The organism is Paraliobacillus ryukyuensis, from assembly GCF_003315295.1.
Taxonomy (GTDB): Bacteria; Bacillota; Bacilli; order Bacillales; family Amphibacillaceae; genus Paraliobacillus; species Paraliobacillus ryukyuensis.
In genome coordinates this window covers 224,014-242,670 of sequence record NZ_QNRI01000002.1, presented here as the reverse complement: position 1 = coordinate 242,670, position 18,657 = coordinate 224,014, and the positions used below count along the sequence as shown (strand labels likewise).

Annotated in this window: 14 protein-coding genes; 4 read left to right on the top strand and 10 right to left on the bottom strand. The window is 35.8% G+C overall.

Features of this window, described 5'->3' with window-relative positions; all coding sequences use genetic code 11:
* Nucleotides 1–101 precede the first annotated feature (101 nt).
* Nucleotides 102–2,276, bottom strand: a complete 2,175-nt coding sequence (locus DES48_RS04445) for a DNA topoisomerase III (protein ID WP_113867191.1) — start codon at nt 2,274–2,276, stop codon at nt 102–104.
* 184 nt (nt 2,277–2,460) lie between these two features.
* Between DES48_RS04445 and DES48_RS04440 the strand changes: the two genes are divergently transcribed.
* Both DES48_RS04440 and DES48_RS04435 read left to right on the top strand, forming a co-directional pair.
* A complete protein-coding gene (locus DES48_RS04440) occupies nt 2,461–3,795 on the top strand; it encodes a metallophosphoesterase (RefSeq protein WP_113867187.1) in 1,335 nt (444 codons plus the stop codon).
* A gap of 57 nt (nt 3,796–3,852) precedes the next feature.
* Complete coding sequence (locus DES48_RS04435) at nt 3,853–4,650, top strand: TIGR00266 family protein (protein ID WP_079710514.1); 798 nt, start codon at nt 3,853–3,855, stop codon at nt 4,648–4,650.
* Between the two features lie 134 nt (nt 4,651–4,784).
* On the opposite strand, the gene DES48_RS04430 is transcribed toward DES48_RS04435, so the two are convergent.
* Both DES48_RS04430 and DES48_RS04425 read right to left on the bottom strand, forming a co-directional pair.
* Nucleotides 4,785–5,384 carry a nitroreductase family protein gene (locus DES48_RS04430; RefSeq protein ID WP_113867184.1) on the bottom strand — a complete coding sequence of 200 codons (600 nt, stop codon included), beginning with the start codon at nt 5,382–5,384 and terminating at the stop codon, nt 4,785–4,787.
* Nucleotides 5,385–5,509: 125 nt separating this feature from the next.
* Nucleotides 5,510–6,793 (bottom strand): helix-turn-helix domain-containing protein, encoded by a 1,284-nt coding sequence (locus DES48_RS04425; RefSeq protein WP_113867180.1) that lies wholly within the window; start codon nt 6,791–6,793, stop codon nt 5,510–5,512.
* Between the two features lie 240 nt (nt 6,794–7,033).
* On the opposite strand from DES48_RS04425, the gene DES48_RS04420 reads away from it, so the two are divergent.
* Complete coding sequence (locus DES48_RS04420) at nt 7,034–8,653, top strand: ABC-F family ATP-binding cassette domain-containing protein (protein ID WP_079710511.1); 1,620 nt, start codon at nt 7,034–7,036, stop codon at nt 8,651–8,653.
* Nucleotides 8,654–8,825: 172 nt separating this feature from the next.
* Nucleotides 8,826–10,181, top strand: a complete 1,356-nt coding sequence (locus DES48_RS04415; RefSeq protein WP_113867730.1) for an FAD-dependent oxidoreductase — start codon at nt 8,826–8,828, stop codon at nt 10,179–10,181.
* 56 nt (nt 10,182–10,237) lie between these two features.
* Here the strand turns inward: DES48_RS04415 and DES48_RS04410 are convergent, their stop codons facing one another.
* From DES48_RS04410 to DES48_RS04380, 7 genes are all read right to left on the bottom strand, one after another.
* A complete protein-coding gene (locus DES48_RS04410; protein ID WP_113867177.1) occupies nt 10,238–12,049 on the bottom strand; it encodes a solute:sodium symporter family transporter in 1,812 nt (603 codons plus the stop codon).
* Between the two features lie 149 nt (nt 12,050–12,198).
* Entirely contained in the window at nt 12,199–14,007 is a 1,809-nt protein-coding gene (locus tag DES48_RS04405; protein WP_113867174.1) for a solute:sodium symporter family transporter, read from the bottom strand.
* Between the two features lie 251 nt (nt 14,008–14,258).
* The gene (locus tag DES48_RS04400) at nt 14,259–14,954 is read right to left on the bottom strand and encodes an aspartate/glutamate racemase family protein (RefSeq protein WP_113867172.1); all 696 of its coding nucleotides are present in this window, start codon (nt 14,952–14,954) and stop codon (nt 14,259–14,261) included.
* A 46-nt stretch (nt 14,955–15,000) separates the two neighbouring features.
* Complete coding sequence (locus DES48_RS04395) at nt 15,001–16,368, bottom strand: DUF2252 domain-containing protein (protein ID WP_245911291.1); 1,368 nt, start codon at nt 16,366–16,368, stop codon at nt 15,001–15,003.
* Nucleotides 16,369–16,415: 47 nt separating this feature from the next.
* The gene (locus tag DES48_RS04390) at nt 16,416–17,249 is read right to left on the bottom strand and encodes a hypothetical protein (RefSeq protein ID WP_113867170.1); all 834 of its coding nucleotides are present in this window, start codon (nt 17,247–17,249) and stop codon (nt 16,416–16,418) included.
* Entirely contained in the window at nt 17,230–18,174 is a 945-nt protein-coding gene (locus tag DES48_RS04385; RefSeq protein ID WP_245911290.1) for a WD40/YVTN/BNR-like repeat-containing protein, read from the bottom strand. The genes DES48_RS04390 and DES48_RS04385 overlap by 20 nt, the downstream gene beginning before the upstream one ends.
* Nucleotides 18,158–18,643 (bottom strand): GNAT family N-acetyltransferase, encoded by a 486-nt coding sequence (locus tag DES48_RS04380; RefSeq protein WP_245911289.1) that lies wholly within the window; start codon nt 18,641–18,643, stop codon nt 18,158–18,160. Before DES48_RS04380 ends, DES48_RS04385 begins: the two co-directional genes overlap by 17 nt.
* Nucleotides 18,644–18,657 lie beyond the last annotated feature (14 nt).

Sequence of the window (18,657 nt, the reverse complement as noted above, 5' to 3'; positions counted from 1 at the left end):
CTTATCTAACACTATCTATTTATACGTGCATAGATAACAAATAGAACGCTAAAAAAAAGATGCAATTCCAAGAGGACTCTCGAAATTGCATCTTTTTGAAATTATTTTTTTAATTTTTTTAATGCTTCAGCCAATGCTGGATTCGTGAAAGATTCATCTTGTTGTTTCATATATTTATTAACATCTCGTTTGGTTGCTTTATTCTTGCCTTGTTTCTCTTTACGTTTTTGAAACGTAGATAATTTTTCACGATACCCGCAGACACAGGTGAATGTTTGTGCTTCTCCTTCGCCACGCATTTCCATTTTTTTATGGCAATTTGGACACCGAGCATTAGTCTTACGAGCAATGTGTTTTTTCTCGCCACAAGAACGATCTTGGCAAACGAGCATACGTCCTTTTTTCCCGTTGACTTCTAACATTAATTTTCCACAGGTTGGACATTTGGTTCCTGTAATATTGTCATGCTTGTAGTTTTCTTTACTTTGCTTTATCTCCTGCACGACTGTGTTAGCATAATCTTTCATTTCTTTAATAAATTGATTTTTGTTTAATTTACCATTGGCAATTGCGGTTAGCTTTTGTTCCCATTCAGCCGTTAGTAATGGAGACTGTAACTCTTCGGGTACGAGATTTAATAGTTGACGCCCTTTTGATGTGGTATATAAATATTTCCCTTTGGACTCGATATAGTGTGTAGCGAATAGTTTTTCAATAATATCCGCGCGAGTCGCTACTGTACCTAATCCACCGGTCTGATGCATAGTTTTTACTAATTGCTTGTTTTCTTGGTTCATATATTTCACAGGGTTTTCCATTGCTTGCAATAAAGTACCTTCTGTAAAACGTTCTGGTGGTTTTGTTTGTCCACTTGTAATCTTACACTTCAAGTCGGTTAAACGATCCCCCTCTTGAAGGGTTGGAAGTTTTTGTTCGTCTTGATCTTCTCGGTCATCTTGATACTTATTTTGGTAGACTTCTTTCCAACCAAGTTGTTTTACTTTTTTTCCTTTAGCAGTCAAACGCTCTTCCCCAACAGAGACTTCGATCGCTGTTTGATCATAAATGTAAGGTGGTGATAGTACAGCTAAAAAGCGTTTGACTACTAGATCATAGATTTTTCGTTCTTTGTCGTCTAATTCAGATAAAGCAACGGATTGTTCTGTAGGAATAATCGCGTGGTGATCAGATACTTTTTTATCATCCACAAAAGATTTATTTGCTTTTATTCCATTTTTTAATACACTATTTGCCGCTTTCGCATATTGATGTACCCCACAAGCGTTGACCCTGTCTTTTAACGTGGATACAATATCCGATGATAGAAATCTCGAATCTGTTCGCGGATAAGTTAATACCTTATGTTGTTCATATAACTTTTGCATGATTGATAAAGTTTGTTTACCAGAAAAACCGAACGCTTTATTCGCTTCTTGCTGTAAACTAGTTAAATCATACAGCGATGGTGCAGAAGATCGTTTTTCTTTGCGATTGACTTGAGTAATTATTGCTTGTTTATTCGCTAATTGTTTCATCAGTTTTTCTGCTTTATCTTTTGTAAACAAGCGTGTCTCATTGTTGGCGTTTCGCCATGTTAATTTAAAACCTTTATTCGTCTGTGCTTCAATCCCATAAAAGTCCGTTGGTTTGAAACGTTTAATTTCTTGTTCACGTCTTGCAATCATCGCGAGCGTTGGAGTTTGCACACGTCCACTAGATAACTGTGCATTAAATTTCGTTGTTAATGCCCTAGTAGCGTTAAGGCCGACATACCAATCTGCTTCCGCACGAGCAACTGCTGAAGCATAAAGATTTTCGTAGTCCTTGCCTGGTTTTAGTTGGGAAAATCCATCACGAATCGCTTTATCTGTAACAGAAGATATCCACAATCGTTTGACTGTCTTATTGACACGTGCTTTTGCTAATATCCATCTAGCAACTAGTTCTCCTTCACGTCCAGCATCAGTGGCAATAACGACTTCATTTACATCTTTACGTTGAATCTGGGCTTTAACGGTTTGAAATTGCTTATTTGTTTTTTTCATCACAACCAATTTCAATTGCGATGGAAGCATTGGTAACTCTTCTAGCTTCCATGTTTTATATTTTGCATCATATGCTTCTGGATCAGCTAATGTAACTAAATGTCCGAGCGCCCATGTGACAATATATTTAGCCCCTTCAAAATAGCCATTCGCTTTCTTATTACATTGTAAAACCCTTGCGATATCTCGACCGACAGAAGGCTTTTCTGCTAATACAACTGTTTTACTCATTTATTCTTATCCTTTCCATCCCTCTTGCTTCTCTTTACTTTATCATATTAATTGATTTTCTAGAAATGATAACGTCGTTTCTAAGTATTTATAGCATTCAGCTAAATAATTTCATGAAACTGCCCTATTTTCACACACTATGAATATTTATACTAAATGTACAGACGCTTGAGGAGGATTTGTAATGCGAATACTATACATAAGCTTGTTTTTGTTTGTTTTTATTGGGTGCAGCAGCGAGCATATTACTGAATCAGAACCTTCCTATTCTTTTAAACAACCGAACGACCCTTCGCTTGTATCTGAAAGCGACGCAACTTTTTATATCACAACAGATTGGCATTACTTAGCCAAAGATTTAAATGACAATGGTGAAGCGTTTCAAACCTATCTCACCACTGGTGATGGTAAACAATTAAAAGAGATGGGGACCTTATTAGATACCTTTGCATTTGAAGTCCAAGAAAAACGACCAAGTGTTGTTATCATTAGTGGTGATCTAACGAATAATGGAGCAAAGCAAAGTCATCAAGCGATAGCTGAGCGATTGCAACAAATGGAGGCAGACGGTACAAAAGTCTATGTCATCCCTGGAAACCATGATATCGCTAACCCGTGGGCACGAAAATTCAGGAACACCGAACAAGTAAAAGTCCACTCAATTACCGCTAATGAATTTTCTACTATATATCAGAACTTTGGCTACAAGGAAGCAATAGCTAAAGATCCCAAATCACTCAGCTATTTAGTGACACCAACAAAAGACGTCTGGTTGTTGATGCTTGATACAACTCATTATCAAAACAATGAAGAACAAGGCAATCCAGAAGTTAGTGGCTCTTTATCCTCAGAAACATTAAAGTGGATCGAAGCTTGTTTTACATTTGCTGAAAAGCATCATGCCAAACTCATTCCTGTGATGCATCATAACCTAGCTGAGCATAATCCGCTACTACACGAAGGGTACACACTCAATAATAGCGCAGAAGTTGCTGAACTATTACAGAAATATCACACACCGTTTGTTTTTAGTGGACACATTCATGCACAGGACATTCATCAAACAAAGGGCATATATGATATTGCTTCCAATGCATTATCGATCTATCCACATCAATATGGTGTGCTTTCCTATAATGGTATGGACAGTGATTTTTCTTATCAAACAAAACAATTAGATGTTGCCACATGGGCTAAAAATGCAGGAGTAACAGATAAAAATCTTTTGGAGTTTGATCAGTTTTCCGAAAAGTACTTTGCTGATCATTCTGCTAAAATGGTACAAAACTTATCCATACCTGATTCAGATAAAGCAATGTTAGCCAAACAAATAGCACGATTGAATCAGCGTTTCTTCTCAGGAACAGAGTATTTAAACCAAGAGGATATATTATTGGATCCTTCATTTGAAAAATTACTCGATAAAACAGAGGGGACATTTTTACATCGTTACATGGAAAGTATTTTATACGACAATAATTCGAATGATAATGAGTTACATATCAAGCAAAATAAGTGAAGCTTTTCAATCCCACTTATCGTACAATATAGATAACGATGAAAGGAGACGATGTCGATGAATAATCATGAGATTGATTTCGAAATTCATGGCGACGATATGCAATTTGTTGAAGTTGAGCTCGATCCTAATGAAACGGTTATAGCAGAGGCTGGAAGTTTAATGATGATGGATGATGAGATTAAAATGGAAACCATATTCGGTGACGGTTCTTCTTCCAAAAGCTCCGGTATTATGGGAAAGTTGATGGGTGCAGGCAAGCGAGTGTTAACGGGGGAAAGTTTGTTTATGACGGCTTTTACCAACGAAGGAATTGGGAAAAAACATGTTTCATTTGCTTCTCCGTATCCAGGGAAAATCATCCCATTGGACTTAAGTGAAATTGATGGCAAATTAATATGTCAAAAAGATGCCTTTTTAGCAGCTGCAAAAGGCGTCTCGGTCGGTATTGAATTTCAGAAAAAGATTGGTACTGGTTTCTTTGGCGGTGAAGGATTTATCATGCAAAAATTAGAAGGAGATGGCATGTCCTTCATTCATGCTGGTGGAACGATTTATCAACGAGACTTAACACCAGGTGAAACCATTCGTGTGGATACTGGTTGTTTAGTAGCAATGACCGGTAATGTAGATTATCAAATTGAATACATCGGCGGGATAAAAACAGCATTATTTGGTGGAGAAGGATTATTTTTTGCTACGTTACAAGGCCCTGGAACCGTTTGGGTACAATCGTTACCATTCAGTCGCCTAGCGAGTCGCGTTTTCTCAGCAATGCCAGAAAGAGGCGGTTCTAAAGGTGAAGGTAGTATAGCTGGCGGTTTATTTGATATCTTAGGTGGCGATCGTAAATAAACAGAAATAGCATATTTTTTAAAAAACCAAATAGAAGAATTAGTTAATTATAAAAAGCTAAAAAATGAGGAGAAGGTTTTGTGCCTTCTCCTGAATTTTATTATGCTATTAAATGATTAGTTTGCACGTAGTTCCTATTTAAATACTTTCACTCTTTCTTCTAATGATTGATACTCCTTCTCACCAGCTGGAGATTCAGGATTACCAAAAGGCATTTGCGCACGTAATTTCCAGCTTGAAGGTATTCCCCACTTCTGTTTTACTTGATCATCAATTAACGGATTATAATGCTGTAAGGAAGCCCCTAATCCTTCTAATTCTAAAGACGTCCAAACCACATATTGTAACATACCAGATGCTTGTTCGGACCAAATTGGGAAGTTATCTTTATAGAGTTCCATCTTTTCTTGTAAACCAGCAACAACTTCTTGGTCTTCGAAAAAAAGTACAGTTCCATATCCGCTTGCAAAACTATTAATCCGCTCCTCTGTGGCCGCAAAATTATCTAAAGGAACAATTTCACGTAATGTTTCCTTTGTCATACTCCACAGTTCTTCATGATTTTCATCAAACAATAAAACGATACGTCCACTTGTTGCGTTAAAAGCGTATGGTGTATATTTTACTGCTTGCTTAACCACATCTTCTACACGGGAAACGGGCACTACCTTCTCTTTGCCAATAGCATAAATTGAACGTCGATTTTTAATAGCCTCATAAAAATCTTTTGTCATATTACATTCCTCCGATATGATCGTTTATTTCATCATCACTAACTATCTTTCCCAATAAAGACTATATTAAAAATCCATGTCGGGTAAAATGAATAAAACAGTTGCGTTCACTGGAACATCAAGTTTTATAAATTATCTTTTATTTGTATACTGGTTATTGCTCGGAAAGCATTCTGATAGAGTTGCGATGCTATTTTATATTTTCTGTTTTCATAATAATAATCACCTAGCATATTCATATATTGCGCATATTCTTTATATAACTCTTTTTGTTCTAAGAAAGGTAATATTTCTTTTTCTAATAATTCTTCAAAAGTTCTATCATAGCCATAAATTAAGTAGTAATACGTTTTTATTTCAAAAACAACCAGCATTGGTGGTCGCTTCATTTTTTGGATTAGATTTTCTGCTTTTTCATACCAGCTTTTAGCTTGCTCTAAATCTCTTTTTTCGATATACACTTTAATAAAACCTAGAATTGTTCTAAGTTGTTCTTCTTTCCCATTTTCTTGTGCTACTTGATAACTATAGTGAAAATAATCTAGTGCCTTCGTAGGTTGTCCACTTTTTTGATAAAGCTCTCCTAGGTGACGATTACCCATCGCAATCACTGCGGCATCGTTATTTTCATCAATAATAGACATAGCTAATTCCAGACTATGTTCCGCTTGTTTCACTTCATTCATTCGTTTATAAGCGATACCCTTGATCACTTGGCTACAAGCACACCTTTTGAGTTGATACGTATTACGGAAATACGTTAAGGCTTTTTCAATATAAATCATGGTGTGATAAGTAAAATACAAGGAAGTAGACACTTTAGCAATGTAATAATACAGATCATGCAACTCTTGTTGGTAGTGGGCAATCTCTTGATCAATTAGTTGTTCTGCCCGCTTAAATTGACCGTATGCTTTCATATAAGATGAATCAACCATATAATAGAAACAGCCCGAAAACTTATACCAGTAGTACTTCTCTACATGGCGAAAACGATCTACATATTGCTTTAAAAAATCAAATATCTTTGTTGCCTCTTCGTAGTCTTCCAGTAATATATTGTATTGCAAACGATGTAATTCAGAAATCCAATGTAAGTCAGCATCGATAATCTTTTCGATATCATGGTGTAATATATCAAATGTGGCCAATGCTTTATCCGTTTCTTCAAATAAGATTTCCTTGTACCATCGCTTACAAAGATCAATAACAATATTGTCTTTCATGCGGAAGGGGGTAATGTTTAATTTGTCACACAATTTATTAATTACCTGTCTATTCGCTTCTGCAGTGCCGTGTTCTATTTTAGATAAATAAGAAACCGATACAATATCTGTTGCTAATTCTTCCTGTGTCATGTTAGCTTGTATACGGTAGTATTTGATTTTTTCCCCTATTCCAGTCGTCACGTTATTCCACTCCCCTCAGCATATCTTACGATGTTTTTTATAAGATCACTATACTATATAGTATAACGGATAAGTAAACCTTTCCGTTCCTATTTTTAATAAAATTTAATAAATTTTTTAAATTATAATGTGTTTTAAGTGATTCATTTTCTGACGTTAGGAAAAAGCTTTAATTGACTTACAGTTCGTTATCGCTTAAGCTAACCTTGATTATCAATTTATTGGAGGAATCATAAATCTATGTTACAAGCTACAAATGTTAGTTTACGTTTTGGTGATAAAAAGTTATTTGAAGATGTTAATATTAAATTCAATCCAGGTAATTGTTATGGATTAATTGGTGCCAATGGTGCTGGTAAATCAACTTTTTTAAAAGTATTATCCGGAGAAATAGAACCTCAAACAGGGCACATAGCTTTAGGTAAAGGGGAACGATTAGCTGTGTTAAAGCAGGATCACTTTGCTTATGAAGAATATCCTGTTCTTCAAACTGTGGTCATGGGACACACACGATTATATGAAATTATGCAAGAAAAAGATGCTATCTATATGAAAAGTGATTTTTCTGAAGAAGATGGAATGCGCGCAGCCGAATTAGAAGGTGAATTCGCTGAAATGAATGGTTGGGAAGCAGAATCCGATGCTGCTGTCTTACTTAAAGGATTAGGAATTGACGAATCACTTCACAACAAAAAAATGGGGGATCTTGGTGGTTCTGAAAAAGTGAAAGTCCTCCTAGCACAAGCTCTATTTGGCGCACCTGATATCCTACTTCTAGATGAGCCTACCAACCACTTAGACATTCAAGCTATTCAATGGTTAGAAGAATTCTTAATAAACTTTGAAAACACGGTTATTGTTGTTTCTCACGATCGACACTTTCTAAATAAAGTCTGTACACACATTGCTGATGTTGATTATGGAAAAATTGAATTATATGTCGGTAACTATGATTTCTGGTATGAGTCAAGTCAATTAGCACTAAAAATGGCGCAAGATGCGAACAAGAAAAAAGAAGAAAAAATGAAAGACTTGCAAAACTTTATCGCTCGCTTCAGTGCGAACGCATCAAAATCTAAGCAAGCAACTTCTCGTAAGAAGATGCTAGATAGTATTACGCTAGATGATATCAAACCTTCATCCAGACGTTATCCTTACGTTGCCTTTACACCGGGTCGTGAAATAGGAAATGATTTACTACGTGTAGAGGGCATTTCTAAAACAATTGATGGCGTAAAAGTGTTAGACAATGTAAGTTTCACGTTAAATCCTGATGATAAAGTAGCGTTTGTTGGTCGTAATGAACTAGCTAAAACAACGTTATTACAAATATTAATGGGAGAAATAGAAGCTGATGAAGGAACTTACGCTTGGGGAGTAACAACATCACAATCTTATTTCCCTAAAGATAATAGTGCGTTCTTTGATGGCAACGATATGTCCTTAGTGGAATGGCTACGTCAGTATTCTCCAGAAGATCAAACAGAGACATTCTTGCGCGGTTTCTTAGGACGTATGCTGTTCTCTGGTGAAGAAGCACTGAAAAAAGCAAATGTATTGTCTGGTGGGGAAAAAGTTCGTTGTATGTTATCTAAAATGATGTTAAGTCAAGCAAATGTACTGGTTTTAGATGAGCCAACGAACCACCTTGACCTAGAGTCCATTACATCATTGAATAATGGTTTAATTAATTTTAAAGGTTCGATTCTCTTTACATCTCACGATCAGCAGTTTATTAATAGTATCGCTAATCGTCTGATTGAAATCACTCCTAAAGGAATTATTGATAAAGAAATTAGCTATGATGAATATGTAGCCGATCAAAAACTACAAAAAGAAATCGCTGAAATGTATGCATAAAACGAATCAAGGTAGCTGTTAAATGGCGCTACCTTGATTTTTTGTCTATTTTGTGAAATGTTTAACAATCTTATTGTGATTTATTACACATAAAGGTATACTATGTATATAAATTGATATGCATAGTTTTTATAATTTGAGAAACAATGAAAATAAATGGAGGATGATAATGATGAAAGTAGCTGTTATAGGTTGTACACACGCAGGGACTGCAGCAATTACAAATGTATTAAATTTATACCCAGAGGCTGAAATAGATGTTTTTGAAAAAAATGATAATGTATCATTCCTATCTTGTGGGATTGCTTTATATGTTGGCGGTGTCGTAGAAGATGCAAGCGGCTTGTTCTATGCATCTGTTGACCAGTTTGAAAAACAAGGCGTACGCATGCATATGAAACATGAAGTAACCGAGTGTAATGTAACAGATAAAACATTAGAAGCAAAAGACTTACAAACTGGTGATGTGCAAACATATGCTTACGATAAATTAATTGTAACTTCTGGTTCTTGGCCAGTTACACCACCTATTCCAGGATCAAACTTAAATAATGTTGTACTTTGTAAGAACTATGATCACGCGAAAGAAATTATTCGACGTTCCGAATCAGCGAAGAAAGTTGTTGTCGTCGGTGCAGGATATATCGGTGTGGAACTAGTTGAGGCATTTGAAGAGAACGGTAAAGACGTCACATTAATTGATGCGGAAGATCGTATCTTAAGTCGTTACTTAGATGAGAAATTTACGAATCCTGTTGAAAAATCATTTGAAGACAAAGGTGTAACTTTAGCACTTGGTCAAACTGTGTCTTCTTTCACAGGTGGAAATACAGTAGAAAAAGTTATTACAGATCAAGGCGAGTTCGACGCAGATTTAGTTGTAATGTGTATTGGTTTTAGACCTAACACTGGTCTTATTCGTGACCAACTTCACACACTGGATAACGGGGCTATTGTAGTTAATCCTTATATGCAAACAAGCGTAGAAGATGTTTATGCTGCTGGTGATTGTTGTGCGGTTAGCTACAATCCAACAAAAGAACCAAGCTATATCCCATTAGCAACGAACGCTGTACGCATGGGAACATTAGTGGCACATAACCTAGTGACACCAAAACTTGCTTACCCTGGTACACAAGGAACATCAGGTTTAAAAATCTATAATCACCATATTGCATCAACCGGCTTAACAGAGACTGCTGCAGCTGAAGCTGAACTAAACGTTCGTAGTTCTTATATTGAAGATACGTATCGCCCAGACTTCATGCCTGAAAATGATGTAGTAAAAATGAAATTAGTTTATGAAGTAGAAAGTCATCGCATTGTTGGTGCACAATTAATTGCAGATGCAGACTTCACCCAAACAATTAATACAGTTAGTGTTGCCATTGCAAACGATATGACAATTGAACAACTTGCATTAACCGATTTCTTCTTCCAACCACATTTTAATAAGCCTGTAAACTTCTTAAATCAAGTGGCGATGGAAGCAATGGGACAAGAAACAAAAAAATCAGTAAAAGCTTAATTTAGAAACTCAAATAATCCCCACCTGATTATAAAAGGTGGGGATTTCCTGTGATTTTAGCCATCATAAGATGAACTATACTGTTCTTTCCTCTGATTTTTCGGATAAGAATAAGACGGTTTTTTGTTTTCTCGATTTAAAAAGGCTTCATACTTATGATTCCATGCTTTTAATGCAATGAAATATAAAATGGATGTAACTACTGCGAGAATTAAGGTCACTGGCCAAAAGAAGTTCGATACGATTCCATTTTCAAAAGCTAACCCAACAGGAGAAAAGACTACATATAACTCTACAATACAAGCTATTAATAAAATCGATACTGGGATGGTGTGTTTCCATGGTATTAGTCGCTGACTAGAAGTTGTATTCATTGATATATTTGATGATTGTGTTGGTTTTACTTTACGCATGACTAACATAAAGGCAACTTCAATTGCCAACAAAATACCATAAACATGGATGTAATTGATCCCTAAATCAACATTAAAAATCTGTTCACTACCCCAAACCATATAATAGTACGCAAAAACGTGAAAAATAATGACTATTTTCGCTCCAATAGCTGGCATTTTCTTTGACATAAGCCCAAGTATAACAATTACCAGAATTGGTATATTAAAGAATCCGGTAAATTGACGAATGAGATTCCACAAGCCGTTAGGGGCGTACATTAAGAATGGCGCAACAACTAGTGACACTAATGCAATAAAAACACCAAATAATTTACTAATTTTGATTAACGCTTGATCACTAGCATTTGGTGCAAACATCGGTCGATAAATGTCTAATACAAATAGCGTAGCAACGCTATTTAACAATGAATTAAATGAACTTAATACCGCTCCTAGTAAAACTGCTAGGAAGAAGCCCATTAAACTCACAGGAAGTAAATTACTAATTAAGGTTGGATAACTCAAATCTCCATTGCTTATACTGTCACCATACAAATGATACGCAATAATTCCTGGAATCATCATGAATATTGGGACTAATAGTTTTAGAAATCCAGTAAAAAGTGCCCCTTTTTGTCCTTCTTTTAAGTTTTTGGCACCAAGTGTACGTTGGATGACGTATTGATTTAATGCCCAATAAAATAAATTGGCAAATATAATCCCTGTAAAGATAGAGAAAAATGGCACATTGTCCTTTGAGTCACCAATTGCATTTAGCTTCTCTGGGTCTGTTAATGCAATTTGTTTCATACCATCAATCATGTTTCCATTTCCCAATGAAATAAAACCTAAGATTGGTACTAAAAACCCAATGATTAATAGGCCAATACCGTTTATCGTGTCAGAAACAGCGACGGCACGTAAACCACCAAAGATTGCATAAATAGCTCCAATAATTCCTACTAACCAGATGACTAGCCAAAGAGATTGTGTATAGGTGATATCTAATAGATTTGGTACATCAAATAATTGTAAAACAGCGACTCCTCCTGAATACAACATCGAAGGAATCGTTACGCACATATACCCTAATAAAAACAGTACTACGGTTAATCGACGGACATTTTCGTCGTAACGATCGCTCAAGAATTCAGGAATCGTTGAAATACCTATGCCTAAAAATTTTGGTAATAAAAAAATCGCCATGATGATAGCAGCAATTCCAGCTGTTACTTCCCAAGCCATTCCTGACATATTATTCGTGAATGCTTGACCATTAAGGCCAATCAATTGCTCTGCCGATAAATTAGTTAATATTAGCGATCCCGCTATAAAAACACCGGTTAATCCTCTACCAGCCAAAAAATACTCTCTAGTACTATTCAATTTGCCTTTCGTTAATCGATAAGAGATATATGCTACTAATAGCATAAAAAAGGCACATGTTAACAAAATATACAAAATACTACTCATTTGTAGATCATCCCCTTTATTCTTTTTTAAGAAATATGTTCCCAAGAGATGCTAAAGCAAAACATAGTTCAAAGGGAATGACTAAGTTGAAAAGTTAATAGTAGCATATGGTTTACAGTGTCTAATTGAAGTTATACAGCACGTAAAACTTATGCGTCTTGTTCCTTCACTTCTTTTAATAACTGTTTACGTGATCCTTTCTTCATTAATGTATATTCTTTATTAATGTAAGCTTTGTATTTGTGATGCCACACTTTTAAAGAGATTAAATAAAGAATAGCAGTTGTAGCAACTAGAATTACGGTAATTGGCCAAAACAAATTAGATACCATACCATCTTCAAATGCCAGACCAATTGATGAGAAAATCAGGTATGTTTCAATGATGCAAGCTACTAATAAAATAGATACTGGAATCGTATGTTTCCAAGGCACTAACTTTTCTGTTGAATAGACATTATGTTGAAAAACTTTTGACTCAGTTAAGGGTTTTATTTTGCGCATAAGTAGCATAAACCCAACTTCAATAGCTAATAAAATCCCGTAGACATGAATATAACTGATACCTATTTCAACATCAAATAACTGCCTGCTTCCCCAAATCATAAAATAGTAAGCTATAACATGAAAAACAATTACTACTTTTGCCGCAATTGCTGGTACTTTTTTCGACAGAAGTCCCATCATTACAATTACCAGAATTGGTATATTGAAAAAACCAGTAAATTTCCGAATCAGGTTCCAAAGTCCATCCGGTGCGTACATTAAGAAAGGAGCTACCACAAACGAAACTAGCGCAATAAAAATACCAAATAGTTTACTAATTTTTATTAGCTTCTGATCATTGGCATCCGGGGCAAACATCGGCTTATAAATATCTAATACAAATAGTGTTGCAACACTATTTAACAGAGAATTAAACGAACTCAATACCGCGCCTAGTAAAACAGCCAAAAAGAATCCTAATAAACTAACTGGAAGCAAATTGCTTATTAACGTTGGATAACTTAAATCGCCATCACTAATCTGACCCCCATATAAATGAAACGCAATTACACCTGGAAGTAACATAAATATCGGTACTAACAATTTTAGAAAACCGGTGAACAGTACCCCTTTTTGCCCTTCTTTCAAATTTTGCGCACCGAGGGTTCGTTGAATGACATATTGATTAAGTGCCCAATAAAATAAGTTAGCAAATAGAATACCTGTAAAGATGGAAAAGAAAGGAATATTGTCTTCAGAAGACCCAATTGCATTTAATTTTTCTGGATTAGTCAAGGCAATTTCTTTCATTCCATCAAGCATATTTCCATTACCCAATGTAATAAACCCAATGATTGGGACTAAAAAACCAATAATAACCAGACCAATCCCATTGATTGTATCTGATATGGCAACAGCTCGTAAACCACCGAAGATTGCATAAATCGCACCAATAATGCCTACGAGCCAAATAATTAGCCAAAGAGAGTGGATATAGGAGAGATTTAAGAGGTTGGGTACATCAAACAATTGTAATACAGCGACCCCGCCTGAGTAGAGCATGGATGGAATGGTGACACACATGTAACCTAATAAGAATAATAATACAGTCATACGCCTAACATTCTCGTCATAGCGATTGCTGAGGAATTCAGGAATTGTAGAAATACCAATCCCTAAAAATCGAGGTAACAAAAAGATTGCCATCACAATAGCTGCTAAACCAGCCGTCACTTCCCAAGCCATCCCTGACATATTATTCGTGAACGCTTGACCATTTAGTCCGATTAATTGTTCAGCAGATAAATTTGTTAGCAACAACGAACCTGCAATAAAAACACCAGATAATCCTCTTCCAGCTAAAAAATACTCATTAGCATCTGCCAATTTACCCTTTGTCAGTCGATAAGATATCAACGCAACCAACAACATGAAAAAGGCACATGATAACAAAATATACAAAATACTGTCCATGTGTAGATCATCTCCATTTTTTAGAATATAGTTTACAGCAAGTATATACCCTAAAAATTAGAAATAAAACAGAATTGTCAGAAAATTAAATTTTTGAGAATGTTAATTAGCCGTGTATCAAAAGTTGTCCGTAAAATGGTTTTCTATTTTAAAGCAAAAGATCGCTCAGATAGCGATCCTTTTGCCATTAAGCCGTTATAACTGTCCTACAAACGAGATAAACCCAGCTAAATTTACAACGGAGCTAGTTTCTAATTCGTGTTTAAAGCCATATGGACTGATTCTTTTGCGTGGATAGAGGTAGTATCAAATAATGGTACGATAGAGTCGTCAGGTTTAACCAATAATTCAATTTCTGTACAACCTAAAATAATTCCTTCAGCACCACTATCAACTAATTTTTGAATGACTTGTTTGAAATATTCCCTTGATTCTTGTTGAATATAACCTAAACATAGTTCGTCAAATATAACGTTATTCACTTTTTCTCGCTTATCTTCATCTGGTACTATCACTTGAATTCCTGCAGATTCTATCCTTGATTTATAAAAATCTTGCTCCATCGTATATTTTGTCCCCAGTAACCCAACTGTTTTCACATTGGTACGTTGGATTTGTTTTACTGTTGCATCAGCTATATGTAAAACAGGAATAGAAATCTTAGCTTCAATATCTTCATTGACCTTATGCATCGTATTTGTACAAATGATGATGAAGTCTGCACCTGCTTTTTCTACAGAAGCAGCTGCTTCCCCTAATACGTGACCAGCGTTTTCCCAATCACCTTCTTTTTGATAGCGCTCAATTTCATCAAAATCAACGCTATACAACAAACATTTTGCTGAATGTAATCCTCCTAAACGTTTTTTTACCTCTTCATTAATGATCCGGTAATACGTTACTGTCGATTCCCAACTCATTCCACCAATAAGACCAATCGTTTTCATTCGTTTCTCCCCTTACCAAAGCTTTTAACTACCTATGATATTTGTTTTATTTACTATTATTTTTGTTTTGCTGATTAAATTCATTGTTTAGCCATTCTAAGAATATTTGATAATCTTGTTCTACTTGACGTTTATAAAATCTAGACCATAAGACCAACTCGTGAATAAAAGCCTCTTTATTATCCGAAATGGTGTAATGAATCTCATCTTCACTATGATAGTCCATTAAATCGTTATCAATATCTTGATCTGCTCTAGCGTGAATCTTAGCAGCAATTTTACCCATGATTTTAACAGATTGTTTGATTGGCTTAACGTCATCTAAGTGTTTTGGAGAAATATCCTTATCATAGGCACAGCGCTCACGAACATAATACGCTCGATTATCAATCGTTAAATAGCCTAAATAGCCATCTGCTTTATGATGCATCGCTTTTTGTGTTGCAACTACTCGTTTGCCTTGATGATCATACTGCTCCCAAAAACGCTCTCGGTAAGGGACAAAATATGCTGGAATTGGGGCACGCGCTTCTTTCATTTCCAAGATTATATCATCTTCTTGCTCATCATCTGCTGTCCCTTCAATTAAGATAAAATAACGCTTCAATCCAGTAGAAGCAACACCTGCTCCTGTTTTTTTCACGATATCTTTAATCTGATAATGAGCTTCTCCTTTAAAATGCTTCTCATCAATGGACGCGATATATTGTGACCAATTTTCCATAATGTGGTTATAATCAGTTTGTGAAACACTTCTAAGATTTTCTTTGTTACGATCAAACACACGCTGCCCCTTCTCATTGAGAACCGTTTGTTTATGCAATTCATGCGTTGCCTTGCGTTCTTCTAATTTGGTTAACAATTTCTTAACAGGTCCTTTCGCTTCATCGACGGTAATGATCAAGTCTTTCGGATCCGCTTCGCGTTTGGCAAACTTTTTGATCTTTTTTCGATACGATTTTAAAAAAGCAACAACGAGTTCATCTCGATCATCTTCATCATTAATTCCTTGCTGCTCAGCCAAGAGCCGGATACTCACTACCATCCGTAATAGATCATATAAATACGAACCAATGTATCCTTCATCAAAATCATCCACATCAAAAACTAGGTTACCTGCTTCATCTTGAAAACTACTGAAATTATCAAAATGCATATCTCCCATAATCCAAGTCCGTCGGTTCTCATCGGTATGAAAACTAAACGGGATTTTTGTAACATCATAATAGTATAAATAAGCTGTACCACGATAAAAGCTATAAGGATTTTGCTTCATCTTCCGATATTTTTTCTTACGGTCTGTCTTCGATAGCTGCATCACTTCCCCATCAAGCTGATCTAAAATGGTTTGAAGTGACTGTTTACGTAACAACAGATTCGTTTCTTGTACTTTTGATTTGATGTCATGTAACAATGTATCACTCCTACTTTTCTTTAAAACTCACCCTTATTTTAGCGTACTCATGCTTCACCCGTATATTCAAGCGTTACTGGCTCCACTTTATTCATCGTTGCTTGATATAACACGATACTACCTACTGGAGGATCTGGTGTGTTTTGGTCATAATAAAAATCTTCTGCTAATCCAATTGTCCATTTTGCTTCATTATTTTCCGTAAGCACAAGCGTCAATGTACCAAACTGTTTGGCTTGCTCCCATTCAAATGAAGTAGTTTGATCACCATGCGTAATCAATACCCCGTCCATAGATGCTGTTACGGTAGTATCATCATTTTTCCAAGTACCGCGTATCTGCGTTGACACATACGTGTAGGCAACACTATCACCGCGTGCCCCATATGTCCCAACAAATTGCTGGACACCGTTTGTTTCACTTTGAGAGGTAAATACTGCAATGTCATTTGTAATCCATTTAATATTCCCTTTTCCCTTTATTTGATAAGATAAATCTTCTTTTGGTTTACCTAATAACCGGTAATAACTACGATAATAGGTTGCATCGGAAGCGCCATTTTGTTTAATTGAAAAAACATGATTAAAATCAGGCGAGATACTTGTTACGTCTTTAATTCCTTGAAGTTGAATAAATTGAAAAATAATAAAAAACGCTGCAATACTTCCTATTAAGATATTTAGTCGCTTTTTAAAAGTTAGTAAAAGTGCCACCGTTAATGCTACCGTAACGATTATATTAAATAAATAAAATAGCCGATCATCAATGTACTCGGCTTGGTAACGAGCTTGTACAACTAGACATGCTAGTTGCAAACCCCAAAAAACGAATGCAATTGCAAAAGAAAATATTCGTAAAACATTAGTCCATGTTTTGCTCATTATCTGGTTCCACCTCCTCAACAAACTCCCATGTTAGTCCATTATCTTTAGAAATGAATTTTGCTTGTATATTACCATAATCACCATTTGGTCCTTGTTCCATGATTAGGGCAAGATGGTCTTCTTCTTGATAAGGAACATTGGGAGTGACAAAGACCCCATCATACTTTGAAGGCATTTCAAAAGTCGCTTTTTGCCAAGTAGCTCCTCCGTCATTCGTCACATGCATCTCAGGTTCTGCTGGATTGATGGTTCCGTAAGCCATAACACCTATTTGTTCAGTAACGAAACCTCCATTAGCCACCAAACGTGTCGTGTTAGGCATATTGGTTTCACGCCATGATTGCCCTTGATCATTCGTTATATAAATACTTGCTCCTTCAGACGACATCGTTCTCCCGTAACTTATAACTGCATACCAAAAATCATCGGATAAAAATGCTATTTTACGATAACGAATCGGTGGAACTTGATCTGTAATTAAGCTTTCTTGCCAGTTTGAATCTTTATCTGTTGAATAAATTAATTGCACGCCATTATTCCAATATAAAAAAGCCGCATATTGTTCATTTAGGATAAAGCTATTCGCAATTAATTCTTGTTGATTCCCGTTGTATTCACCACTGAATAAGTTTGATTTATCAACTGGTACAACCACCCAATCCTGACCATTATTATATGTGATTTGTAATTTATCTTGTTGCAAACTGTAAGCTATCTCATCAGTAACAGGTGTACCTTGTAATGTTTCTTCTGGAACCTTCTCGGGCGCAGTTCGTGTATTAGAAGATAAAGATAACGCTTGCTCAGGTGTGAGAGCAGGTTCTTTCTTTTGATAATAAATCGTCATAAATATCATACTTAGTAAAAGGAGTGTACTTAAAACTAGCAGTCCTTTTTTCATTTGCTCACCCCACTTTTCCATTAGCACTTTCCTTTATGTTTTTTGACATTTTTATATTTGTCACTCCATATCCTACTTTGCTATATAGCTTTTGTGCGATTTGATTGTGGCCAAACACGTGCAACCCTATAGTCTCTAACCCAATTTCTCTACCAACATTCTCTATTTCTCTCATTGCGTGTTCCCCATAATACTTTCCTCGATGCCCTTTCCAAATATTTATGTCATAGATAAAGCCTTTAAGATCAGATTGTTTACCGAGCCATATCATTCCCACATCATTTCTGTCTTTATTACGGATAGTAAAAAGGTAGTGATTGATTGTATTTTCACCTTCAGGTAGCAGTGTATTAAACGCTTCGGTTGCTTTACTAAGTGCTTCATGCGCTTCCCACTTTCCCGCTTTAATATGTTCTTCTGCATAGTTCGGTATGGTGTAATCAAGGTACTGCTTAAATTCACTAGCATTCATTTTTTCTAATATAATCACTTGATTTCCTCCTT